The sequence below is a fragment of the Microbacterium rhizomatis genome, assembly GCF_008710745.1.
In the GTDB taxonomy this organism is placed as follows: domain Bacteria; phylum Actinomycetota; class Actinomycetes; order Actinomycetales; family Microbacteriaceae; genus Microbacterium; species Microbacterium rhizomatis.
Genome location: NZ_VYSA01000003.1, coordinates 323,396 through 341,995 on the forward strand (window position 1 = coordinate 323,396; position 18,600 = coordinate 341,995).

17 protein-coding genes are annotated in these 18,600 nt (G+C 68.9%); 15 read left to right on the plus strand and 2 right to left on the minus strand.

Features of this window, described 5'->3' with window-relative positions:
* Window position 1 precedes the first annotated feature (1 nt).
* The 8 genes from folP to lysS all read left to right on the plus strand — a co-directional run bounded on the left by folP (window position 2) and on the right by lysS (window position 6,804).
* Window positions 2-847 (plus strand): dihydropteroate synthase, encoded by an 846-nt coding sequence (folP, locus tag F6B43_RS15390; RefSeq protein WP_150449864.1) that lies wholly within the window; start codon window positions 2-4, stop codon window positions 845-847.
* A complete protein-coding gene (gene folB / locus F6B43_RS15395) occupies window positions 820-1,194 on the plus strand; it encodes a dihydroneopterin aldolase (protein ID WP_150449865.1) in 375 nt (124 codons plus the stop codon). The genes folP and folB overlap by 28 nt, the downstream gene beginning before the upstream one ends.
* Complete coding sequence (gene folK, locus F6B43_RS15400; protein WP_150449866.1) at window positions 1,191-1,733, plus strand: 2-amino-4-hydroxy-6-hydroxymethyldihydropteridine diphosphokinase; 543 nt, start codon at window positions 1,191-1,193, stop codon at window positions 1,731-1,733. The genes folB and folK overlap by 4 nt, the downstream gene beginning before the upstream one ends.
* Window positions 1,730-2,224, plus strand: a complete 495-nt coding sequence (locus F6B43_RS15405; RefSeq protein ID WP_150449867.1) for a DUF3180 domain-containing protein — start codon at window positions 1,730-1,732, stop codon at window positions 2,222-2,224. Before folK ends, F6B43_RS15405 begins: the two co-directional genes overlap by 4 nt.
* Complete coding sequence (locus F6B43_RS15410) at window positions 2,169-2,780, plus strand: PH domain-containing protein (RefSeq protein ID WP_150449868.1); 612 nt, start codon at window positions 2,169-2,171, stop codon at window positions 2,778-2,780. Before F6B43_RS15405 ends, F6B43_RS15410 begins: the two co-directional genes overlap by 56 nt.
* A complete protein-coding gene (locus tag F6B43_RS15415; RefSeq protein ID WP_246159994.1) occupies window positions 2,777-4,345 on the plus strand; it encodes a PH domain-containing protein in 1,569 nt (522 codons plus the stop codon). The genes F6B43_RS15410 and F6B43_RS15415 overlap by 4 nt, the downstream gene beginning before the upstream one ends.
* Window positions 4,342-5,046: a DUF2520 domain-containing protein gene (locus tag F6B43_RS15420; RefSeq protein WP_150449869.1), complete on the plus strand. Its 705-nt coding sequence runs from the start codon at window positions 4,342-4,344 to the stop codon at window positions 5,044-5,046. The genes F6B43_RS15415 and F6B43_RS15420 overlap by 4 nt, the downstream gene beginning before the upstream one ends.
* A 228-nt stretch (window positions 5,047-5,274) precedes the next feature.
* Entirely contained in the window at window positions 5,275-6,804 is a 1,530-nt protein-coding gene (gene lysS / locus F6B43_RS15425; RefSeq protein WP_150449870.1) for a lysine--tRNA ligase, read from the plus strand.
* Window positions 6,805-6,827: 23 nt separating this feature from the next.
* Here lysS and F6B43_RS15430 read toward each other — a convergent pair whose 3' ends face one another.
* Window positions 6,828-8,027 carry a DUF4192 family protein gene (locus F6B43_RS15430; RefSeq protein ID WP_150449871.1) on the minus strand — a complete coding sequence of 400 codons (1,200 nt, stop codon included), beginning with the start codon at window positions 8,025-8,027 and terminating at the stop codon, window positions 6,828-6,830.
* Window positions 8,028-8,119: 92 nt separating this feature from the next.
* On the opposite strand from F6B43_RS15430, the gene F6B43_RS15435 reads away from it, so the two are divergent.
* The 7 genes from F6B43_RS15435 to F6B43_RS15465 all read left to right on the plus strand — a co-directional run bounded on the left by F6B43_RS15435 (window position 8,120) and on the right by F6B43_RS15465 (window position 16,501).
* Window positions 8,120-8,374: a hypothetical protein gene (locus F6B43_RS15435; RefSeq protein ID WP_246159995.1), complete on the plus strand. Its 255-nt coding sequence runs from the start codon at window positions 8,120-8,122 to the stop codon at window positions 8,372-8,374.
* Window positions 8,375-8,461: 87 nt separating this feature from the next.
* On the plus strand, window positions 8,462-9,928 hold the full coding sequence (gene cls / locus F6B43_RS15440; RefSeq protein WP_150449872.1) for a cardiolipin synthase: 1,467 nt from the start codon (window positions 8,462-8,464) through the stop codon (window positions 9,926-9,928).
* A gap of 74 nt (window positions 9,929-10,002) precedes the next feature.
* Window positions 10,003-10,725, plus strand: coding sequence for a hypothetical protein (locus tag F6B43_RS15445; RefSeq protein WP_150449873.1), 723 nt, complete (start codon window positions 10,003-10,005; stop codon window positions 10,723-10,725).
* A gap of 119 nt (window positions 10,726-10,844) precedes the next feature.
* The gene (locus tag F6B43_RS15450) at window positions 10,845-12,269 is read left to right on the plus strand and encodes a dihydrolipoyl dehydrogenase family protein (RefSeq protein WP_150449874.1); all 1,425 of its coding nucleotides are present in this window, start codon (window positions 10,845-10,847) and stop codon (window positions 12,267-12,269) included.
* 198 nt (window positions 12,270-12,467) lie between these two features.
* Entirely contained in the window at window positions 12,468-14,987 is a 2,520-nt protein-coding gene (locus F6B43_RS15455; RefSeq protein WP_150449875.1) for an ATP-dependent Clp protease ATP-binding subunit, read from the plus strand.
* A gap of 207 nt (window positions 14,988-15,194) precedes the next feature.
* Window positions 15,195-15,698 carry an amino-acid N-acetyltransferase gene (locus F6B43_RS15460; protein WP_150449876.1) on the plus strand — a complete coding sequence of 168 codons (504 nt, stop codon included), beginning with the start codon at window positions 15,195-15,197 and terminating at the stop codon, window positions 15,696-15,698.
* An 86-nt stretch (window positions 15,699-15,784) separates the two neighbouring features.
* Window positions 15,785-16,501 carry a hypothetical protein gene (locus tag F6B43_RS15465; RefSeq protein ID WP_211368163.1) on the plus strand — a complete coding sequence of 239 codons (717 nt, stop codon included), beginning with the start codon at window positions 15,785-15,787 and terminating at the stop codon, window positions 16,499-16,501.
* Window positions 16,502-16,848: 347 nt separating this feature from the next.
* Here the strand turns inward: F6B43_RS15465 and F6B43_RS15470 are convergent, their stop codons facing one another.
* Window positions 16,849-18,411 carry an amino acid permease gene (locus tag F6B43_RS15470; RefSeq protein ID WP_150449877.1) on the minus strand — a complete coding sequence of 521 codons (1,563 nt, stop codon included), beginning with the start codon at window positions 18,409-18,411 and terminating at the stop codon, window positions 16,849-16,851.
* Window positions 18,412-18,600 lie beyond the last annotated feature (189 nt).

Here is an 18,600-nt window from a genome sequence, read left to right on the forward strand (position 1 = left end):
CATGACCACCCTGATCATGGGCATCGTGAATGTCACGCCCGATTCCTTCAGCGACGGCGGGAGGTTCCTCGATCCGGATGCGGCGATCGCGCACGGACTGCGCCTCCGTGCCCACGGCGCCGACCTGCTGGATGTGGGCGGCGAATCCACGCGTCCCGGCGCCCAGCGCGTCGACCCCCTCCTCGAGCAGGAACGCGTGCTCCCTGTCGTGCGCGGACTCGCTGCCGCGGGCATCGCGGTCAGCATCGACACCATGAACGCCACGACCGCCCTTGCCGCCGTCGCGGCGGGCGCCCGTATCGTCAACGACGTATCGGGCGGCCTCGCCGATCCCGAGCTGCTGGCGGCGGTCGCCTCCACCGATGCCGACCTCGTGCTCGGGCACTGGCGCGGCCACTCCGCCGACATGTACGCCCGCGCCCAGTACGACGACGTGGCGCGCGACGTCGTCGCCGAGTTGGGGGAGCGCGTCGATGCGGCGCAGGCTGCCGGCATCCCCCCCGCTCGTCTGATCACCGATCCGGGCGTCGGATTCGGCAAGAAGGGCGACCAGAACTGGGGTGTGCTGCGCGCGCTGCCGCGCCTCACGGCCCGAGGCATGCGGGTGCTCGTCGGTACGAGCCGGAAGCGCTTCCTGAGCGAGGCGATCACGGCCGATGACGAGGGGGACGAGCCGGTCGCGACGTCGCGACTGGACCTGGCCACCGCCGTCACGAGCGTTCTCGCCGCCCAGGGCGGCGCGTGGGCGGTGCGCGTGCACGATGTCGCGGCGACGCGGGATGCGCTGCGCGTCTCACTGAGCTGGGAGGGGGAGAGCCGGTGGATGTCATCGACGAGATCCGGCTGACCGGCCTGCGGGTCTTCGGTCGGCATGGCGTCTACGATCACGAGCGTCGGGACGGTCAGGACTTCGTCGTCGACCTGACGTTGATGCTCGACATCGGCCGCGCCGCCCAGACCGACGACGTCGCCGACACGGTTCACTACGGCGTGGTGGCGGAGCAGGTGGCCGCGATCGTCGGCGGCGAACCCGTCAACCTGCTCGAGACTCTCGCGACGCGGATCGCGGATCGGCTTCTCGCGGACTACGCCGTGCGAATCGTGCGGGTGACCGTGCACAAGCCCTCCGCGCCGATCCCGCTCTCGTTCGACGATGTCTCGGTCACGGTCACACGATCGAGGGACGCCCGATGAATCGCCGCCTCGCTCAGGGGTTCGACGGTGAAGTGACCCCGGTTTCGCATGAACCCGTGGTCGCCGTCGTGGCGCTCGGTGCCAACCTCGGCGATCGGGCGGCGACTCTGTCGGCCGCGGTCGACGCGCTCCGTTCCCTCCCGCTGGTCGACGAGGTGCGGGCGGCGACCCCGGTGGAGTCGGTGGCTGTCAAGCCCGGAGGGCCGGATGCCGGGGCCCCCGCGTATCTCAACTCGGTCGCCCTCGTCACGACGCGCCTCGCGCCGACGGTGCTCCTGGAGTATCTGCACGCGATCGAGGCGCGCCACGGGCGCGAACGCCGCGAGCGGTGGGGCGACCGCACGCTCGACCTGGATCTCATCGCCTACGGCGACGTCTCGAGCGCGACTCCCACGCTGATCCTTCCCCATCCGCGCGCTGCCGAGCGCGACTTCGTGCTCGCTCCGTGGGTATCGCTCGATCCCGACGCCGTCCTCCCCGGAGCGGGGCGGGTCGACGCGCTCCTGGCGGCACTGCGCGAGTCGGAGGAGGCCCCGTGAAGCGCACGAGTCCGGGCATCCTGCTCCTGTCCGCCGTCATCGGTCTCGCGGTCGGCTTCCTGCTCGACAACGCCCTCACCGCTGCCGGTCGGCCCACCTTCACTCCGGTGATCACGCTCCCGATCCTGCTCGTCCTGCTCGGGCTCCTCACCCTCGCGCTGGCCATCCCGATCCGTCGCGCGACGCGCGGCAGGGCGGGAGCGCCGGTCAATCCGTTCCGGGCCCTTCGAGTCGCGATGCTCGCGAAGGCGTCGAGCATCGTGGGCGCCGCGGTGGGCGGCCTCGCGGTGGGGCTCCTGGTCTTCCTCCTCACCCGCCCGGTCAGCCCCTCGGTAGGCTCTGTGGGGGCGATCATCCTGACGGGGGTCGCCTGCGCGATCCTCATCACGGCCGCCCTGATCTCCGAGCACCTGTGCACCATCCGGAAGGACGACGATGACGAACACCCCGGAGCCGGCGGCGACGCCGGACTCTCCGACCGCAGCCACTGATCCGTCGGAGCGCAGCGGTCGGGACGAGGTGCTCGACGCGCGGACGTTCGACCGGATACGGCAACCGCGCGGGGCGGCACGGCTGCCGCTGGGCGACGGCGCGTGGCACCAGCTGGCGCGGGCGTACGTGTGGGTGCGGCTGATCTCCACGACGACCGTGCTGCTCGTCGTGCTCGCCGTCGCGCTGGCGCTGAGTCTGTGGGTGCACCAGTTGTGGGTCTGGATCCCGGCGGGAATCGTCCTGGTGATCCTGGTCTGGACGCTCGCGATCACTCCACGTCAGGCACGTGCGTACGGTTACCAGCTGCGCGCCGACGACCTGGTCATGCGCCGCGGCATCCTGTGGCAGCGCATGGTGGCCGTGCCGTACGGCCGCATGCAGCTGGTCGACATTTCGCACGGACCTCTGGACCGCGGGTTCGGCATCGCGCAGCTCAAGCTCGTGACAGCGGCCGCGTCCAGCGGCGTCACGATCCCCGGGCTCACCCAAGAGGCAGCCGAGCGCCTTCGAGACACGCTCATCGATGTGGCCGAGAGCAGACGGACCGGGCTGTGACCGGCATCCCCGATTCTGAGACTTCCGCGCCGCTTTCGCCCGGGGCTGCGGCGTCGCCGTTGAGCGACGGTGAGTGGCATAGGCTCCACCCGCTGACCCCTCTCTTCCGCGGGGGACTGTTCCTCGTCGTGATCGTCGGCGTGGTGATCGCCAATCTGCGCGAGCGACTCATCGAGTGGTTCCTGCCGCAGCTGCCCGGCGGGGGGTTGCCGCCCGACCCGGTCGATTACATCCTGAGCCACAACCTGATCCTCATCGCGCTCGTGGTCGTGCTGGGGATCGCCGTCGTCGTGTTCGTGCTGTTCTACGTCTCGTGGCGGTTCCATACCTTCCGCATCACCGACGACGACGTCGAGGTGCGCAGCGGGGTGCTCTTCCGCACCCATCGCCGCGCGCCGCTGGATCGCGTGCAGGGCGTCAACCTCACGCGCCCGATGTTCGCGCGGCTGTGCGGGATGGCCAAGCTCGAGGTCGTAGGGGGAGGGCTCGATGCGAACGTCAAGCTGGAGTACCTGTCGACGGCGGCCGCCGAGGAGGTGCGCGCCGACATCCTCCAGCTCGCGTCGGGCCTCCGCCTCGCCGCCGGTCGCTCCGCTCCGGAGGGCGCGCCGCCCCGCCGCACGACCGCGGCAGCATCGGCGGTGAGCGCCGGGATCACGGGACTCATCGTCGGGGCGGAGCAGCCCGTCGCCCAGCCGGAATCGGTCGTGCACATCCCCACGGTCCGGCTTGCGGCATCTCATCTGCTCAGCGGATCGACGGTCGCGCTGATCGTGATCCTCGCGGCGACCGTGTGGGGCGCGATCGTGGGCACGCCCTGGGTGCTCGTGGGATTCATCCCCGCGCTGCTCGGGTTCGGCACGTACTGGGTACGCGGCATCACCCGGGCCCTCCGCTATTCCATCGCGCCCACCCCCAGCGGCGTGCGCATCACCTACGGTCTGCTCACGACGATCACCGAGACGCTCCCGCCGGGGAGGATCCACGCGATCGAAGTGACCCAGTCGATCCTGTGGCGGCCGGCCGGGTGGTGGACCGTGACCGTCAACCGGCTGTCGGGGCGAAGTGCCGCGGACGGCGCGAACGACCAGTTCACCACTGTGCTCCCCGTCGGCACCCGCGCCGACGTCGAGCGCGTGCTGCGGCTGTTGCAGCCCGGGATTCCCGAGGGCGAGTGGCCGCTCGTGTTCGAGCACGGGATCCTCGGCCCGCGCGACGGTGATCCGTATACGAACACTCCTCGTCGGGCGCGGCTGCTCCGGCCGCTGTCCTGGACGCGCAACGGCTTTCTGCTCACGCCGGATGCGATCTTCACGCGACGGGGACTCATCTGGCGAAGGCTCGGCATGTTCCCGCTCGCCCGCATGCAGAGCGTGGGGATCGAGCAGGGGCCGATCGACCGGATGCTGGGGGTTGCCGCCGCCCGTGTGCACACGATCGCCGGGCGCGTCTACGGCGGGCTGGGCGCCATCGATCGCGACGAGGCGATGCGCTTGTTCGAGGCTGCGGAAGCCGGTGCCATCACGGCGGCTTCGGCCGATCACAGTCACAGGTGGGCGGGATGAACCGCGACGGACGACTCGGCGTCGGCATCATCGGCGCCGGAAGGGTCGGTCCGGTGATCGGTGCGGCGCTCGCCGGGGCCGGGCACGCGCTGACTGGCATCACGCACGGGTCGGACGACGAACGCGTCGAGGGCATGCTGCCCGGTGTGCCCCTGCTGGACGCGCAGGAGGTCGTGCGCCGGAGCGAGCTCGTGGTGATCGCCGTGCCGCACGATCAGCTCGCCGGGCTCGTCGCCGGCCTCGCCGAGGTATCCGCGTGGCAGCCCGGCCAGCTCGTGCTGCACACCGACCCCGACTACGGGATCGACGTGCTCGCACCGGCGACCTCGCGAGGAGCGATCCCGCTCGCCGTGCATCCCGCGATGACCTTCACCGGCACATCGATGGATCTGCGTCAGCTGCCCGCCGCGTATGCGGCGGTGACGGCTCCGGCGGCGGTGCTGCCGATCGCGCAGGCGCTGGCCGTCGAGCTGGGATGCGAACCGGTCGTGGTGGCCGAGGCCGACCGCGCGGCCTACGGTGAGGCGATCGCGGTGGCGACCGAGTTCTCGCGCTCGATCGTCCGTCAGGCGGCTGTGACGCTCCGACGGGCCGGCATCGACAATCCGTCCACGTACCTGTCGGCGCTCGTGCACTCCACCGTCGACCTCGCGCTGACGGATGCGGGCGGCGCTCTGGAACCTCCTCCGGTGATCGAATGACGCGCGTGCGGCTTGCGGGCGCCTTCCGGCGGTGATCGCTACTCGGTCACCGCATCGCGCTGCGCGGATCGCAACCTCGGAGATCCGCAGATCTTCGGACCATTCCCGCGGCGAAGCTCCGGAAACCTGCGGATCTCCGACACTCCGCGGACGGCTTCGCCGACCGGTACACCGCGGAGCGCAGTGCGCGGCCTCGGTAGACTTGGCCAGACTTCGAGGAGCCCGCCGATGACCGAAACGCCCGCGCCCCACGGCGCGCCCGACGCCGAGCCGACCGAAGAAGACATCTTCGAGCAGAAGGCCGTACGGCTCGCAAAGCGCGAGCGACTCATCGCCGAGCGGACGGATGCTGCGGGCGGCGCCTACCCTGTCTCCGTGCCGATCACGAGCACGATCCCGGCGCTGCGCGCCGAATACGGCGAGCTCGAGGCGGGAGCCGAAACAGGAGTGAACGCCGGCGTCGCGGGGCGTGTCGTGTTCAGTCGCAACACCGGCAAGCTGTGCTTCGCCACCCTGCAGTCGGGCGACGGAAGCCGCATCCAGGCCATGGTGTCGCTCGCCGTCGTCGGCGATGACTCGCTGCAGGCCTGGAAAGAGCTCGTCGACCTCGGCGATCACGTGTTCGTCGACGGCGAGGTCATCTCGAGCCGCCGCGGCGAGCTCTCGATCATGGTCTCGCACTGGCAGATCGCTGCGAAGGCGGTGCTCCCGCTTCCCAACATGTACAGCGAGCTCAGCGAGGAGAGTCGCGTCCGCAGCCGTTTCCTCGACCTCATCGTTCGTGATCGGGCCCGCGAGACCGTGCGCGCACGCGCGAAGGTGAACGCGAGTCTGCGCGCGACCTTCGCCGCGCACGACTACCTCGAGGTCGAGACGCCGATGCTGCAGGTTCAGCACGGCGGAGCATCCGCCCGACCGTTCGTCACGAAGTCCAACGCGTTCGACACCGAGCTGTATCTCCGCATCGCGCCCGAGCTGTTCCTCAAACGCGCCGTCGTCGGCGGTATCGACCGGGTGTTCGAGATCAACCGCAACTTCCGCAACGAGGGCGCCGACTCGACGCACAGCCCCGAGTTCGCGATGCTCGAGGCCTACGAGGCGTACAGCGACTACAACGGCATCGCCGATATGACGCAAGAGCTCATCCAGAATGCGGCGATCGCCGTCTCGGGTTCGACCACGGTGACGTGGGCCGATGGCACCGAGTACGACCTGGGCGGCGAGTGGGACCGCATCTCGATGTACGAGTCGCTTTCGGCGGCGGCTGGTCGCACGATCACGCCCGAAACGTCGCTGGAAGAGCTCGTCGCCTTCGCCGGGGAGGTCGGGGTCGACGAGCCGCCGCACCCGACGCACGGCAAGTACGTCGAGGAGCTGTGGGAGCACTTCGTCAAAGGCGGCCTCACTCGTCCCACGTTCGTCATGGACTTCCCGCTCGACACGAGCCCGCTCGTGCGAGAGCACCGTTCCATCGCCGGCGTGGTCGAGAAGTGGGATCTCTACGTGCGCGGGTTCGAGCTGGCGACGGGGTACTCCGAGCTCGTCGACCCGGTCATCCAGCGCGAGCGCTTCATCGAGCAGGCCAAGCTGGCCGCGCGCGGCGACGTGGAGGCGATGCGCATCGACGACGAGTTCCTCAGGGCGCTCGAGCACGGCATGCCGCCGTCGGGTGGGATGGGCATGGGCATCGATCGCCTGCTCATGGCCATCACCGGGCTCGGCATCCGCGAGACGATCCTGTTCCCGCTGGTCAAGTAGCGCCGCCTGGCCTCGCCTGCGACTCACTCGCGGCTCCCGCGAAAGGCCCAATCGGGCAAGTGCCCGGCGAGCACGAATGATCGCACGATCTCGGCCAGGCCGTGCTCCGGCTCGAGTTCGCACGCGTGCGCGGCGTACCGCTCGGCATGTGTCGAGCGGCCGAGCGCCCACGAAAGCCAGGCGCAGGTCGCCAGGGCCCCCGCGCCCTGCTCGCCCGGCGCGGCCGCGGCGGCGCGCCGCGCCAGCTCGAGCGCCTTCTCGAGCCTGCCGGGATCGGGCTGGACGCCCTCGCCCCACATGTGCATCGCCAGGTGCGCCGGGTACTCCTCACCCGCCTCCCACCGCAGCTGAGCAGTGAGTGCTTCGTCACCGTCCTCCAGGTCGCCGCACCACTGCACGAGCGCGATGTCGCGCACCGCAGGCCGGGCGAAGCACCAGATCAACAGTGCCGTGCTGTATGCGCCCAGCGCGCCGGTATCCCACAGCAGGGCGTCTTCGAACAGGGTCGGCAGATCGTCGAGATCGCACACGGCGGCGAGCGCTGCGGGGTCGATCCGCCGTTCCTCCCCACCGGATTCCGCCCCAGGGGGATCTTCTCCACGCGGCGTCTTCGCCCGCCACGGCGATCTGCCGACGGATCCTCCCGAGGGGGCGCTCTCCGTTCCGCACACGAGCTCAACAGCGGCCACCAGCGCCTCCAACGCGCGGGAGACCCGCTCCTTCTCCGCGGGTTCCGCGGGAGGCAGCTCGGCGCCCGACCACTGATCGCCGACCGGCTCGGGAACCCCAGCGGCGATCGCGGGAGCGTCGTCGAGAAGGGCGAGCCGCCGACCGCCGGGAGGGAGGGAGTCATCGAGGTACGACCCCCACGCGTCGGCTCCGACGCAGAGCGCGTCGCTCACGGTCAGTCCGCAGGCGTCGGCTCGGCGCAGAACACCCCGCACGAACTCCTCTTCGGGCATTCCGCCGGCGCCGAACGCGGCCTCGGTGTACACGACGGCGGCCACGGCATCCGCCGACGGGATGCGGCACACCATCCCGATGAAGGTGGCGGCGGCGGCGTCGTCGGCGTCGTGTGCCGGGAGATCCACCCGCATCGCCCCGAGGCTGCGCGACTTGGCGAATGGGATGAGCACGAGGCTTCGCCGCGGCGCGTAGCCGAGCATCCGCGGTACGAGAGACAGGAACTGCGCCGCGTCAGCGGCCTTCACGATCGTCGTCATGGGAAGACTCTGACGCTGTGGATCGGCCGCAGGATCGCATCCGCCCCCGTTTGGGGATGGAGAGTCCATGAACCCCGGCTGGGGAGGCGCGGATGAGCTCTGTCCCCGCGGAGGGCGGGAGGAGCCTCGTCACGGCGTACCCTGGAGGGGTGGAGAACTTCTGGGTCGCGGCCGTCTGGTCGCTCGCGCCCACCGTCGTGGTCAGCGCGATCTTCTTCTTCGTGCTGCGCGGCATCCTCCGGGTCGACCGCACCGAGCGACGCGTCTACGCCCAGGTGCAGGCCGAGGAACGCGCCAAGCGCGGCCTGCCGCCGGTCGATGCGGCCCCGCTGCCGTCGGATCGCTGACCGGCAGCGGCATCGCGCTGTCGCTGCCCGCCACGACGCTGTCCGCTCCCGCCACTACGCTGGTGTGACGCCCAGCGAGGAGAGCCCGTGATCAATATCACCTTCGATGCGTCGTGGTGGTTGATCTTCGTGTTCTTCTTCGATCTCACGGTGCGCATCACCGCGATCATCGTCGTCCCCCGCAACCGCCGTCCGACTGCGGCGATGGCGTGGCTTCTCGCGATCTACTTCATCCCGTTCATCGGGGTGCTGCTGTTCCTCGTGATCGGCACGCCCCGGCTGCCGCGAAAGCGCCGCCGGATGCAGCGCCGCATCAACGAGTACATCAGCGAGACCAGTTCGCACCTCGATTTCGGCACCCACCGTCCGAACGCGCCGGAGTGGTTCACCTCGCTGGTGACGATGAACCGCAACCTGGGCGCCATGCCGCTCGCCGGCGACAACACGGCGCACCTGATCTCGGACTACCAGGAGAGTCTCGACGCGATGGCCGCCTCCATCCGCGAGGCGAAGGAGTACGTGCACGTCGAGTTCTACATCCTGCAGACGGATGCCTCGACCGACAACTTCTTCCGCGCGCTCGAAGAGGTCGCGTCCCGGGGCGTCACCGTCCGTGTGCTGCTGGACCACTGGGCCAACCGCGGCAAGCCGTTCTACAAGAAGACCCTCAAGCGGCTGACAGAGATGGGCGCCCAGTGGCACCTGATGCTCCCCGTGCAACCGCTCAAGGGCAAGTACCAGCGCCCCGACCTGCGCAATCACCGCAAGCTCCTCGTCGTCGACGGATCGGCGGCGTACATGGGATCGCAGAACGTCACCGACTCGACGTACAACCTGAAGAAGAACATCAAGCGGGGCCTGCACTGGGTCGACCTGATGACCCGGCTCGAGGGGCCGGTCGTGGCATCCGTCAACGCGGTCTTCCTCTCGGACTGGTACAGCGAGACCGACGAAGTGCTCACCGACGAGATCGACCTCTTCGACGTCGGCATCGGGCCCGGCGAACTCGATTGTCAGGTCGTGCCGTCCGGCCCCGGATTCGAGGTCGAACTGAACCTGCGACTTTTCGCCGGACTGCTGTACGCCGCACAGCGCAAGATCTCGATCGTGAGCCCGTACTTCGTGCCCGATGAGGCGATGCTGCTCGCGATCACCACAGCCTGCCATCGGGGCGTGGATGTCGAGCTGTTCGTCTCGGAGGAGGGCGACCAGGCGATGGTGTACCACGCTCAGCGCAGCTACTACGAGGTGCTGCTGCGCGCGGGCGTGAAGATCTGGATGTACCGCAAGCCGTACATCCTGCACACGAAGTGCTTCACGATCGACGACGAGGTCGCCGTCATCGGCTCGAGCAACATGGACATGCGCTCGTTCGGCCTCAACATGGAGATCTCATTGCTCGTGCGCGGCGAGGAGTTCGTGGACGAGATGCGCGGCGTCGAAGACATCTACCGCGCGCTCAGCCGCGAGCTCACGATGGAGGAGTGGCAGAAGCAGCCACTGCGATCGACCGTGCTCGACAACCTCGCACGGCTCACCTCCGCCCTTCAGTAGGGGTCCCGGGATCCGTTATTAGGCCGTGACCGGTTTCCCTGGTTTCGCCCAGTGGCGTCCGCGAGGATCGAATCATGCCCTCCACGTCTCGCCGCGTCCTGACCATTGCCCTCGCCGTCGGGCTCTCCGCTCTCGGCCTCGCCGGTTGTGCGTCCTCCACCGGTTCGACCCCGTCGGTGAGCCCCGACTCCTCAACCGCTCCCGCAGATCTCGGCTCCGCCTGGCTCGATGAGGGCCGTGCCGTCGGCATCGTGACCTCGGGCAGCTCGACGTGCGTGCCCTACGCCGGCGAACCGACCTACGACGCCAAGACCGCGACCCTCACCGTCGAGCTGACCGACCCCGACGGAGCGGCATGCACGCGCGACTTCGTTCCCCGGGCGAGCCTCGTGTCGCTTCCGGCCGGCGTCGATCCCACGAAAGACCTGTCCATCGTCGTGACCGGCACGTATGCGGGCGAGACCTCGCTCGTCGGCGACCCGCAGCTCACCGGCGTCCCCGGCGGGATGACCGAGTACCTGCCGTCGGCCGGCTGGTACAGCGGCACCGGATTCCTCATCCTGTCGTGGGGCAGCTCGTCGTGCGTCCCCCAGCTGGAGAGCGCCGAGCCGACCAGCGCGAAGCTCATCACCGCGACCTTCGCCACACCGCCGGCCGATCAGGTGTGCACCGCCGACATGGCGCCGCGCGTGACCGTCGCCGAAGTGGCGGACGCGACGTCGGGGGTGAACGTCGACGTCCTCCTCACGGGTGGGGAGTTCGACAGCATCACCGTCCCGATCGCCGGTCTGAGCTGACACGGAGCTGACGGAGGGGGCGGATGCTGAGCATCCGCCCCCTCCGTCTTCCCGCGCGCGGCGACGGGAGGTTCGTCAATACCTGTCCCGCCCTCGCGCGGGGGCGTTAGCGTGAATGCATGCAGACACGCGAGTACGACGTCATCGTGATCGGTGCGGGGCCCGTCGGCGAGAACGTCGCCGACAGGGTGGTGCGGGGCGGGCTGTCGTGCGTGATCGTGGAGAGCGAGCTCGTCGGCGGGGAGTGCTCGTATTGGGCCTGCATGCCCTCGAAGGCGCTGCTGCGCAGCGGCGCGGCGCTGCGGGCCGCGGAGTCCGTCGACGGGGCCAAGCAGGCCGTGACCGGTGGGGTGGACGTCGCGGGCGCCCTGCGCCGCCGCGACGTGGCGACCCACGACTGGGATGACGGGTCGCAAGTGAAGTGGCTGGAGGGCGCGGGCATCGAACTCGTGCGCGGGCACGGCCGCGTGAGCGGCGAGAAGACGGTCCGAGTGACGGGCGAGGACGGCGGCGAGATCCGCCTGGTCGCACGTCACGCGGTCGCCGTCGCGACGGGGTCCGCGGCGCTGCTGCCCGACATCCCCGGCCTCCGCGAGATCGATCCGTGGACCAGCCGCGACGCCACGAGCGTGCAGGACGTTCCTGCGACCCTCGCGATCCTCGGCGGGGGAGTGGTCGGGGCCGAGATGGCGACCGCCTTCGCCTCGTTCGGCACGAAGGTGACGATGATCGTGCGCTCCGGGCTCCTCGCCGCGATGGAGCCGTTCGCCGGCGAGCTCGTGCAGACCGCCCTCGAAGACCTCGGAGTCGTCTTCCACGCCGGCGTCGACGTGACAGCCGCGCACCGCACCGACAAGAACGCCGTACTCACCCTCTCCGACGGCGGCCGGGTCGTCGCCGAGCAGGTGCTCGTCGCGACCGGAAGGGTGCCGCGCTCGGGCGACCTCGGTCTGGACTCGGTCGGGCTCGAGCCCGGATCATGGCTCGACGTCGACGACACGCTCCTGGTCACCGGCACCGACTGGCTCTACGCCGTCGGCGACGTCAACCACCGCGTGCTCCTCACCCACCAGGGCAAATACCAGGCCAGGGCCGCGGGTGACGTCATCGTCGCGCGTGCCAACGGGGGAGCGGTGGATGCTGCTCCCTGGGGCGTGCACGTCGCCACCGCCGACCACGATGCGGTGCCGCAGGTGACCTTCACCGACCCGGTCGTGGCGTCGGTCGGACTCACCGAGAAGGCGGCGCGGGCGGCGGGACGCAGCATCCGCGTCCTCGACTACGACCTCTCGTGGGTCGCGGGCTCGTCCACCGTGTCGGACTCGTACGTCGGCCAGGCCCGCGCGATCGTGGACGAGGATCGCGGCGTGCTGATCGGCGCGACCTTCGTCGGGCCCGACGTCGCCGAGCTGCTCCACTCCGCCACGATCGCGATCGTCGGTGAGGTCCCGCTCGAGCGCCTCTGGCACGCGGTGCCGTCGTACCCCACGGTGAGCGAGGTCTGGTTGCGCTGGCTCGAGGCCTACGGCCGTCCCACGGTCTGAGCCGCTGCCGTTCTTCGCACGTCGGAGGATCCCGCCTTCGTCGGAGGTTTGACGGCGGAATCGTCCGACGATCGCCCGATCCTCCGGCGCGCAGCGCGCAAGCGCCGCGTCACGCCCACGGCGAACAACGGCTTGCGGCATCCGCGCCGTCGTTACCCTCGATGTAAGGCGCCCGAAGAGCGTCTGGAGGAGTAGACGATGTTCGAGAGATTCACGGACCGTGCCCGTCGTGTGGTCGTCCTCGCCCAAGAAGAGGCGAAGATGCTCAACCACAACTACATCGGCACCGAGCACATCCTGCTCGGGCTGATCCACGAGGGCGAGGGAGTGGCCGCGAAGGCACTCGAGTCTCTCGGCATCTCGCTCGACGCCGTGCGCGAGCAGGTGCAGGACATCATCGGCCAGGGCCAGCAGCAGCCGACGGGCCACATCCCGTTCACGCCGCGCGCCAAGAAGGTGCTCGAGCTCTCGCTCCGCGAGGCTCTGCAGCTCGGCCACAACTACATCGGAACCGAGCACATCCTCCTCGGCCTCATCCGCGAGGGCGAGGGCGTGGCCGCACAGGTGCTCGTCAAGCTCGGCGCAGATCTCAACAAGGTGCGCCAGCAGGTCATCCAGCTGCTCTCGGGCTACCAGGGCAAAGAGCCGGCCGCCGTCAGCGGCGCCGCGCACGACCAGACCCCGAACGCCCAGGGCGGCTCGCAGGTGCTCGACCAGTTCGGTCGCAACCTCACCCAGGCCGCACGCGACAACAAGCTCGACCCGGTGATCGGGCGCGAGAAAGAGATCGAGCGGGTCATGCAGATCCTCTCGCGTCGCTCCAAGAACAACCCCGTGCTGATCGGCGAGCCCGGCGTCGGCAAGACCGCCGTCGTCGAGGGCCTCGCCCAGGCGATCGTCAAGGGCGACGTGCCCGAGACGCTGAAGGACAAGCAGCTCTACTCGCTCGACCTCGGCTCGCTCATTGCAGGTTCCCGCTACCGCGGTGACTTCGAAGAGCGCCTGAAGAAGGTCACGAAAGAGATCCGCACGCGTGGCGACATCATCGTCTTCATCGACGAGATCCACACGCTGGTGGGCGCCGGTGCCGCCGAAGGCGCGATCGACGCGGCCTCGATCCTCAAGCCGCTGCTCGCCCGCGGCGAGCTGCAGACGATCGGTGCGACCACGCTCGACGAGTACCGCAAGCACTTTGAGAAGGATGCTGCGCTCGAGCGCCGCTTCCAGCCGATCCAGGTCGCCGAGCCGTCGCTGCCCCACGCGATCAACATCCTGAAGGGTCTGCGCGACCGCTACGAGGCGCACCACAAGGTGCAGATCACGGACGGCGCGATCGTCGCCGCCGCGAACCTGGCCGACCGCTACATCAGCGACCGGTTCCTGCCCGACAAGGCGATCGACCTGATCGATGAGGCCGGCGCCCGCCTGCGGCTGTCGATCCTGTCGAGCCCCCCCGAGCTGCGCGAATTCGACGAGAAGATCTCGAACGTGCGCCAGCAGAAGGAGCAGGCCTCGGAAGACCAGGACTTCGAGAAGGCCGCGAGCCTGCGAGACGAGGAGAAGAGCCTGCTCGCCGAGCGCCTCCGCCTCGAGAAGCAGTGGAAGAGCGGCGACGTCGCCTCCCACGCCGTGGTCGACGAGGGACTGATCGCCGAGGTGCTCGCCCAGGCCACCGGCATCCCCGTCTTCAAGCTCACCGAAGAGGAGTCCAGCCGACTGGTCTTCATGGAGAAGGCGCTGCACCAGCGCGTCATCGGTCAGGAAGAGGCGATCGCCGCACTCGCCAAGACGATCCGTCGTCAGCGCGCGGGCCTCAAAGACCCCAAGCGCCCGAACGGCTCGTTCATCTTCGCCGGTCCCACGGGCGTCGGAAAGACCGAGTTGGCCAAGGCGCTCGCGGAGTTCCTGTTCGACGACGAGGGCGCGCTGATCTCGCTCGACATGTCGGAGTTCGGTGAGAAGCACACCGTCTCGAGGCTGTTCGGTGCCCCTCCGGGCTTCGTCGGGTTCGAAGAGGGCGGTCAGCTCACCGAGAAGGTGCGCCGGAAGCCGTTCAGCGTGGTGCTGTTCGACGAGATCGAGAAGGCCCACCCCGACATCTTCAACTCGCTCCTGCAGATCCTCGAAGAGGGTCGCCTGACCGACGGTCAGGGCCGCGTGATCGACTTCAAGAACACGGTCATCATCATGACCACCAACCTGGGTGCGCGCGACATCGCGGGCGGTCCGGTCGGGTTCCAGGTCGAGGGCGACAGCGCGACCTCGTACGACCGCATGCAGGGCAAGGTCAAGGAAGAGCTCAAGCGGCACTTCAAGCCCGAGTTCCTCAACCGCGTCGATGACATCATCGTCTTCCCGCAGCTGAGCAAGCCCGAGCTGATCCAGATCGTCGACCTGTTCACGAAGCGCCTGGCCGACCGCCTGCTCGACCGTGACATGACGATCGAGCTGTCGCTGGCGGCCAAGGAGCGGCTCATCGAGATCGGGTTCGACCCGGCTCTCGGCGCTCGGCCTCTCCGTCGCGCGATGCAGCACGAGGTCGAAGACCGTCTGTCCGAGCGGATCCTGCACGGCGAGCTCAACTCGGGCGACCATGTGAAGGTCGACGCGCAGAACGGCGAGTTCGTCTTCGAGCACGGCCCGCGCGGCGACAAGGTCGCGGTCGGTGCTGTGGCCGGCGGCGAGATCGCGCAGACGCCCGACCTCGCCATCGGCTGACCCGGCCCGAGCCCCACGAAGAGCGGATGCCTCGGCATCCGCTCTTCGTCGTTTCCGCCCCTGCTCAGGTCAGCCCGTCGTGCACAACGCAGGATCGATGGCCGCCCCGCATGCGGGCGCCCTCGGAATTCCGCGGCCCGCCGTGATCTCGCGCTCGATCCGTCCTGCGTTGTGCACCCCGGGGCCGGGCGAGCCTAGGCTGGTGGGATGAGCGAATTCCGCATCCGGCCGGCGCGCGCGGCCGATGTGCGTGAGATCCAGAGTCTGCTGGAGCCGTTCGTGCAGCGGCGGATCCTGCTCGGCAAAGACCTCGTCGTGCTTTACGAGGCCGTTCAGCAGTTCGTCGTCGCCGAAGACGAGAGCGGGAGCCTCATCGGCTGCGGCGCCCTGCACGTCATGTGGGAAGACCTCGGCGAAGTGCGCACGCTGATCGTCGAGGACGAATGGCTGCACCACGGCGTCGGCCGTGGGATCGTCGAGGCCCTGGAAGTCAACGCCCGGACCCTCGGGCTGTCACGACTGTTCTGTCTGACGTTCGAGACGGAGTTCTTCGGTCGGCGAGGGTTCACCGAGATCGGCGAGCAGGTCGTCGACCCCGACGTCTACTCGCAGCTCGTGCGGAGTCCCGATGAGGGCGTCGCGGAATTCCTCGACCTCGCGCACGTGAAACCCAACACGCTCGGCAACACCCGGATGCTCAAGCGGCTGTAGCCGACCGAGGACTCTCGGCGAACGTGGAGGCGCCGCGCGGGGCGCGTCGACAGGGGCGTGCGGGACTCGCCGCATAGCCTGGATCCATGGCAACCCCCGCACCGCGCAGGCGACAGTCGCCCGCCGTCTATCGCCGGCGGCGCCTCATGCTCCTCCTCGTGATCGCCGTCGTGGTCGCCGCCGTCTGGCTGCTCGTCGCCCAGCCGTGGCGGGGGACCGCGGCCGAGCAGCCGGCTTCGAGCCCGTTACCGAGCCGATACTCGAGCATCACGACAGGCTTCCCCGCGCCGAGCGCGGGCGCGACCGCCGCGCCGAGCGCGAGCCCCACCCCGACCGCATCGGTCGCTCCGGTCGCCGAGCCGACGCCGACGCCGGCGCCTACCGCCACCGAGGCCGTGGCCTGCACCGCGGGTGATGTCACCGTCGAGGCTCTCGCCGATCATGACACGTACGCCTCGGATCAGAACCCGCAGCTGTCGATCAAGCTCACCAACAAGAGCGCCAAAGATTGCACGATCAACGTCGGCACGAGCGCGCAGGTCTTCACGATCACCAGTGGCAGCGACACCTGGTGGCGATCGACCGACTGTCAGAACCAGCCGAGCGACATGGTCGTGCTGCTCACGGCAGGGCAATCCGTGACCAGCGCCACTCCCCTCACGTGGGACCGCACGCGGTCGTCGGTCGACTCGTGCGACAGCCCGGACCGCTCGCGGGCCCCGGGCGGCGGCGCGTCGTATCACCTGGCCGTATCGATCGGTGGGATTCCGGCCACGCAGACCGCATCGTTTATGCTCTATTGAGGCACCGCCGGGCGGGTCTCACGGCAATCTGACTGCCGCGACGTGTCCCCCAAAATGTCCCCCAAAGAGGGGACAGACAACCAGTAGAGCGCCCGGTAGCGTTTCTGATAGCTCCCGTATGCGATCCAGCGCCGTCCCCAGCGGTGTTGTTCGACTCGTCCCCAGCGTGTTGACGGATCGCCGCGGTGAGCAGTAGGCCCTCTCGAGCCCTCCAGATCTTCAGGATGGTTCGAGAGGGCCATGCGTTTCGGGGGGCAGGCGCATTTCACGCCCATGACGCACCGAATGGCCGAGGTGAATCAGGTTCACCTCGGCCATTCGTTCCGATTCAGGCCGCGCGTTGCGCGTCAGACCCTGTCGCCGAAGACGTCCTTCTCCATCGCGTCGTATCCCTCGGTCTGCGGGTCGCCGTGCGTGCCGCCCGAAAGCGCGTACTCCTCTTCGGGCGAGAGCACGAGGCGGTGGCGGAAGAAGACGGCGAAGCCGATCAGGATGACGACGTAGACGATCGCGATCGCGATGATCGCCGGACCGAACGTCGGGTTGAGCAGGAAGCCCACGAAGATGAGCGCCGCGATCACGGCGGCGATCACCGCGCCTGGAATGCCCCATGGGCTGAGATAGGGCCGCTCGACGTTCGGCAGCTTCTTTCTCAGGATGATGAACGAGACCATCTGCAGCAGGTACGCGAGCACGGCACCCCACACGGCGATGTTCAGCACGATCGCCCCGGCGACGGCCCCTGCGCCCTCGTTGACAGCGGCCAGCACGTCGAGCACGACGAGGGCGATGAAGCCGATGGCGGCGCCCACCACGAGCGCGACCCAGGGGGTCTGCCGCTTGCCCGTCAGTGAGAGGAAGCGCGGGTAATACCCGGCCCGCGAGAGCGAGTACATGTTGCGTCCGTAGGCGAACATGATGCCCTGCAGCGAGGCGAGCAGCCCCACCAGGGCGAGGAGGGCGAGCACCGCGGCGAGCTCGTCGCCCACGATCGCACGGAAGCCGTCGAGGAGCGGCTCGCCGGCGACTCCCGTCGCCTCGGCGCCGATGACCCCCGTGTTGAGGAACAGCACCAGCAGGCCCGTGACGATCAGGGTGCCGCGTGCCCAGAAGCCGGCCTTCGGGATGTCGCGCACGGGGTTGTGCGATTCTTCGGCGGCCAGGGGCAGCTCTTCGATGCCGAGGAAGAACCACATCGCGAAGGGGAGAGCGAAGAGGATCGGGAAGACGCCGTGCGGGAGGAACTCGGTCTGCCCGGGGTCGGGCACCATGTCCCACAGGTTCGCCCATTGGAACGCGCCCGAGGCGAGCGCCATCACCGAGAAGACCACGATGATGCCGATCGAGATGATCGAGACTACGATCGCGAACTTGAACGAGATGGACGCGCCCGCGGCGTTGAGCAGCACGAAGGCGAGGTAGAGCACGACGTACCAGACCCACATCATGTTCGCGCCGTCGGCCGACAGGTCGAAGCCGAGCAACTCGCTGGTGATCGCGTTGGCGTACGAGGCCGAGAAGTAGACGATCACCGCCGTCGTGGCGACGTACTCGATCGTCTCGGCGGCCCCGGTGACCAGACCGCCCCACGGGCCCATCGCCGAGCGCGCGAACGAGTACGCACCGCCGGTGTGCGGCATCGCGGCGGCCATCTCGCCGATCGAGAAGATCATGCCGTAGTACATCGCGACGAGGATGATGAAGGCGATCAGCATTCCGCCGAAGCCGGCGAAGTCGATCCCGAAGTTCCATCCGGAGAAGTCGCCGGAGATGACCGCGGCGACCGCGAGCCCCCACAGCCCCCACACCCCGGCTGATCGCTTCAGGGTGCGCTTCTCGAAATAGCCGTCGCCCGCTCGGGCGTAGGTGGCGCCGGCGACCTTGCGCGCGTCGCTCCTGGATTGGGACATGGGGTCCTCCGGAATGCTCGTGTCGGGCGGCGGGCATCAAGGGATGGAGCAGCCACGCCTTTGCGGATGATTGTGCTGGCTATTGGTACGGGTGTCTACCTTTAGATGTAAGTTTCTCGTTACAGTTGGCTTCGTCGACGTGTGCAGGAGCGGTCTATTGGTCGCCTGCGCAGTCGATGGAGCCCCATG

What these genes read in the sequence shown, in the direction of transcription:
- folP (WP_150449864.1), top strand. Translation starts at nt 2, where the DNA reads ATGACCACCCTGATCATGGGCATCGTGAATGTCACGCCCGATTCCTTC.
- folK (WP_150449866.1), top strand. Translation starts at nt 1,191, where the DNA reads ATGAATCGCCGCCTCGCTCAGGGGTTCGACGGTGAAGTGACCCCGGTT.
- F6B43_RS15410 (WP_150449868.1), top strand. Translation starts at nt 2,169, where the DNA reads ATGACGAACACCCCGGAGCCGGCGGCGACGCCGGACTCTCCGACCGCA.
- F6B43_RS15420 (WP_150449869.1), top strand. Translation starts at nt 4,342, where the DNA reads ATGAACCGCGACGGACGACTCGGCGTCGGCATCATCGGCGCCGGAAGG.
- lysS (WP_150449870.1), top strand. Translation starts at nt 5,275, where the DNA reads ATGACCGAAACGCCCGCGCCCCACGGCGCGCCCGACGCCGAGCCGACC.
- F6B43_RS15430 (WP_150449871.1), bottom strand. Translation starts at nt 8,027, where the DNA reads ATGACGACGATCGTGAAGGCCGCTGACGCGGCGCAGTTCCTGTCTCTC.
- F6B43_RS15435 (WP_246159995.1), top strand. Translation starts at nt 8,120, where the DNA reads ATGAGCTCTGTCCCCGCGGAGGGCGGGAGGAGCCTCGTCACGGCGTAC.
- F6B43_RS15445 (WP_150449873.1), top strand. Translation starts at nt 10,003, where the DNA reads ATGCCCTCCACGTCTCGCCGCGTCCTGACCATTGCCCTCGCCGTCGGG.
- F6B43_RS15450 (WP_150449874.1), top strand. Translation starts at nt 10,845, where the DNA reads ATGCAGACACGCGAGTACGACGTCATCGTGATCGGTGCGGGGCCCGTC.
- F6B43_RS15455 (WP_150449875.1), top strand. Translation starts at nt 12,468, where the DNA reads ATGTTCGAGAGATTCACGGACCGTGCCCGTCGTGTGGTCGTCCTCGCC.
- F6B43_RS15460 (WP_150449876.1), top strand. Translation starts at nt 15,195, where the DNA reads ATGAGCGAATTCCGCATCCGGCCGGCGCGCGCGGCCGATGTGCGTGAG.
- F6B43_RS15465 (WP_211368163.1), top strand. Translation starts at nt 15,785, where the DNA reads ATGGCAACCCCCGCACCGCGCAGGCGACAGTCGCCCGCCGTCTATCGC.
- F6B43_RS15470 (WP_150449877.1), bottom strand. Translation starts at nt 18,411, where the DNA reads ATGTCCCAATCCAGGAGCGACGCGCGCAAGGTCGCCGGCGCCACCTAC.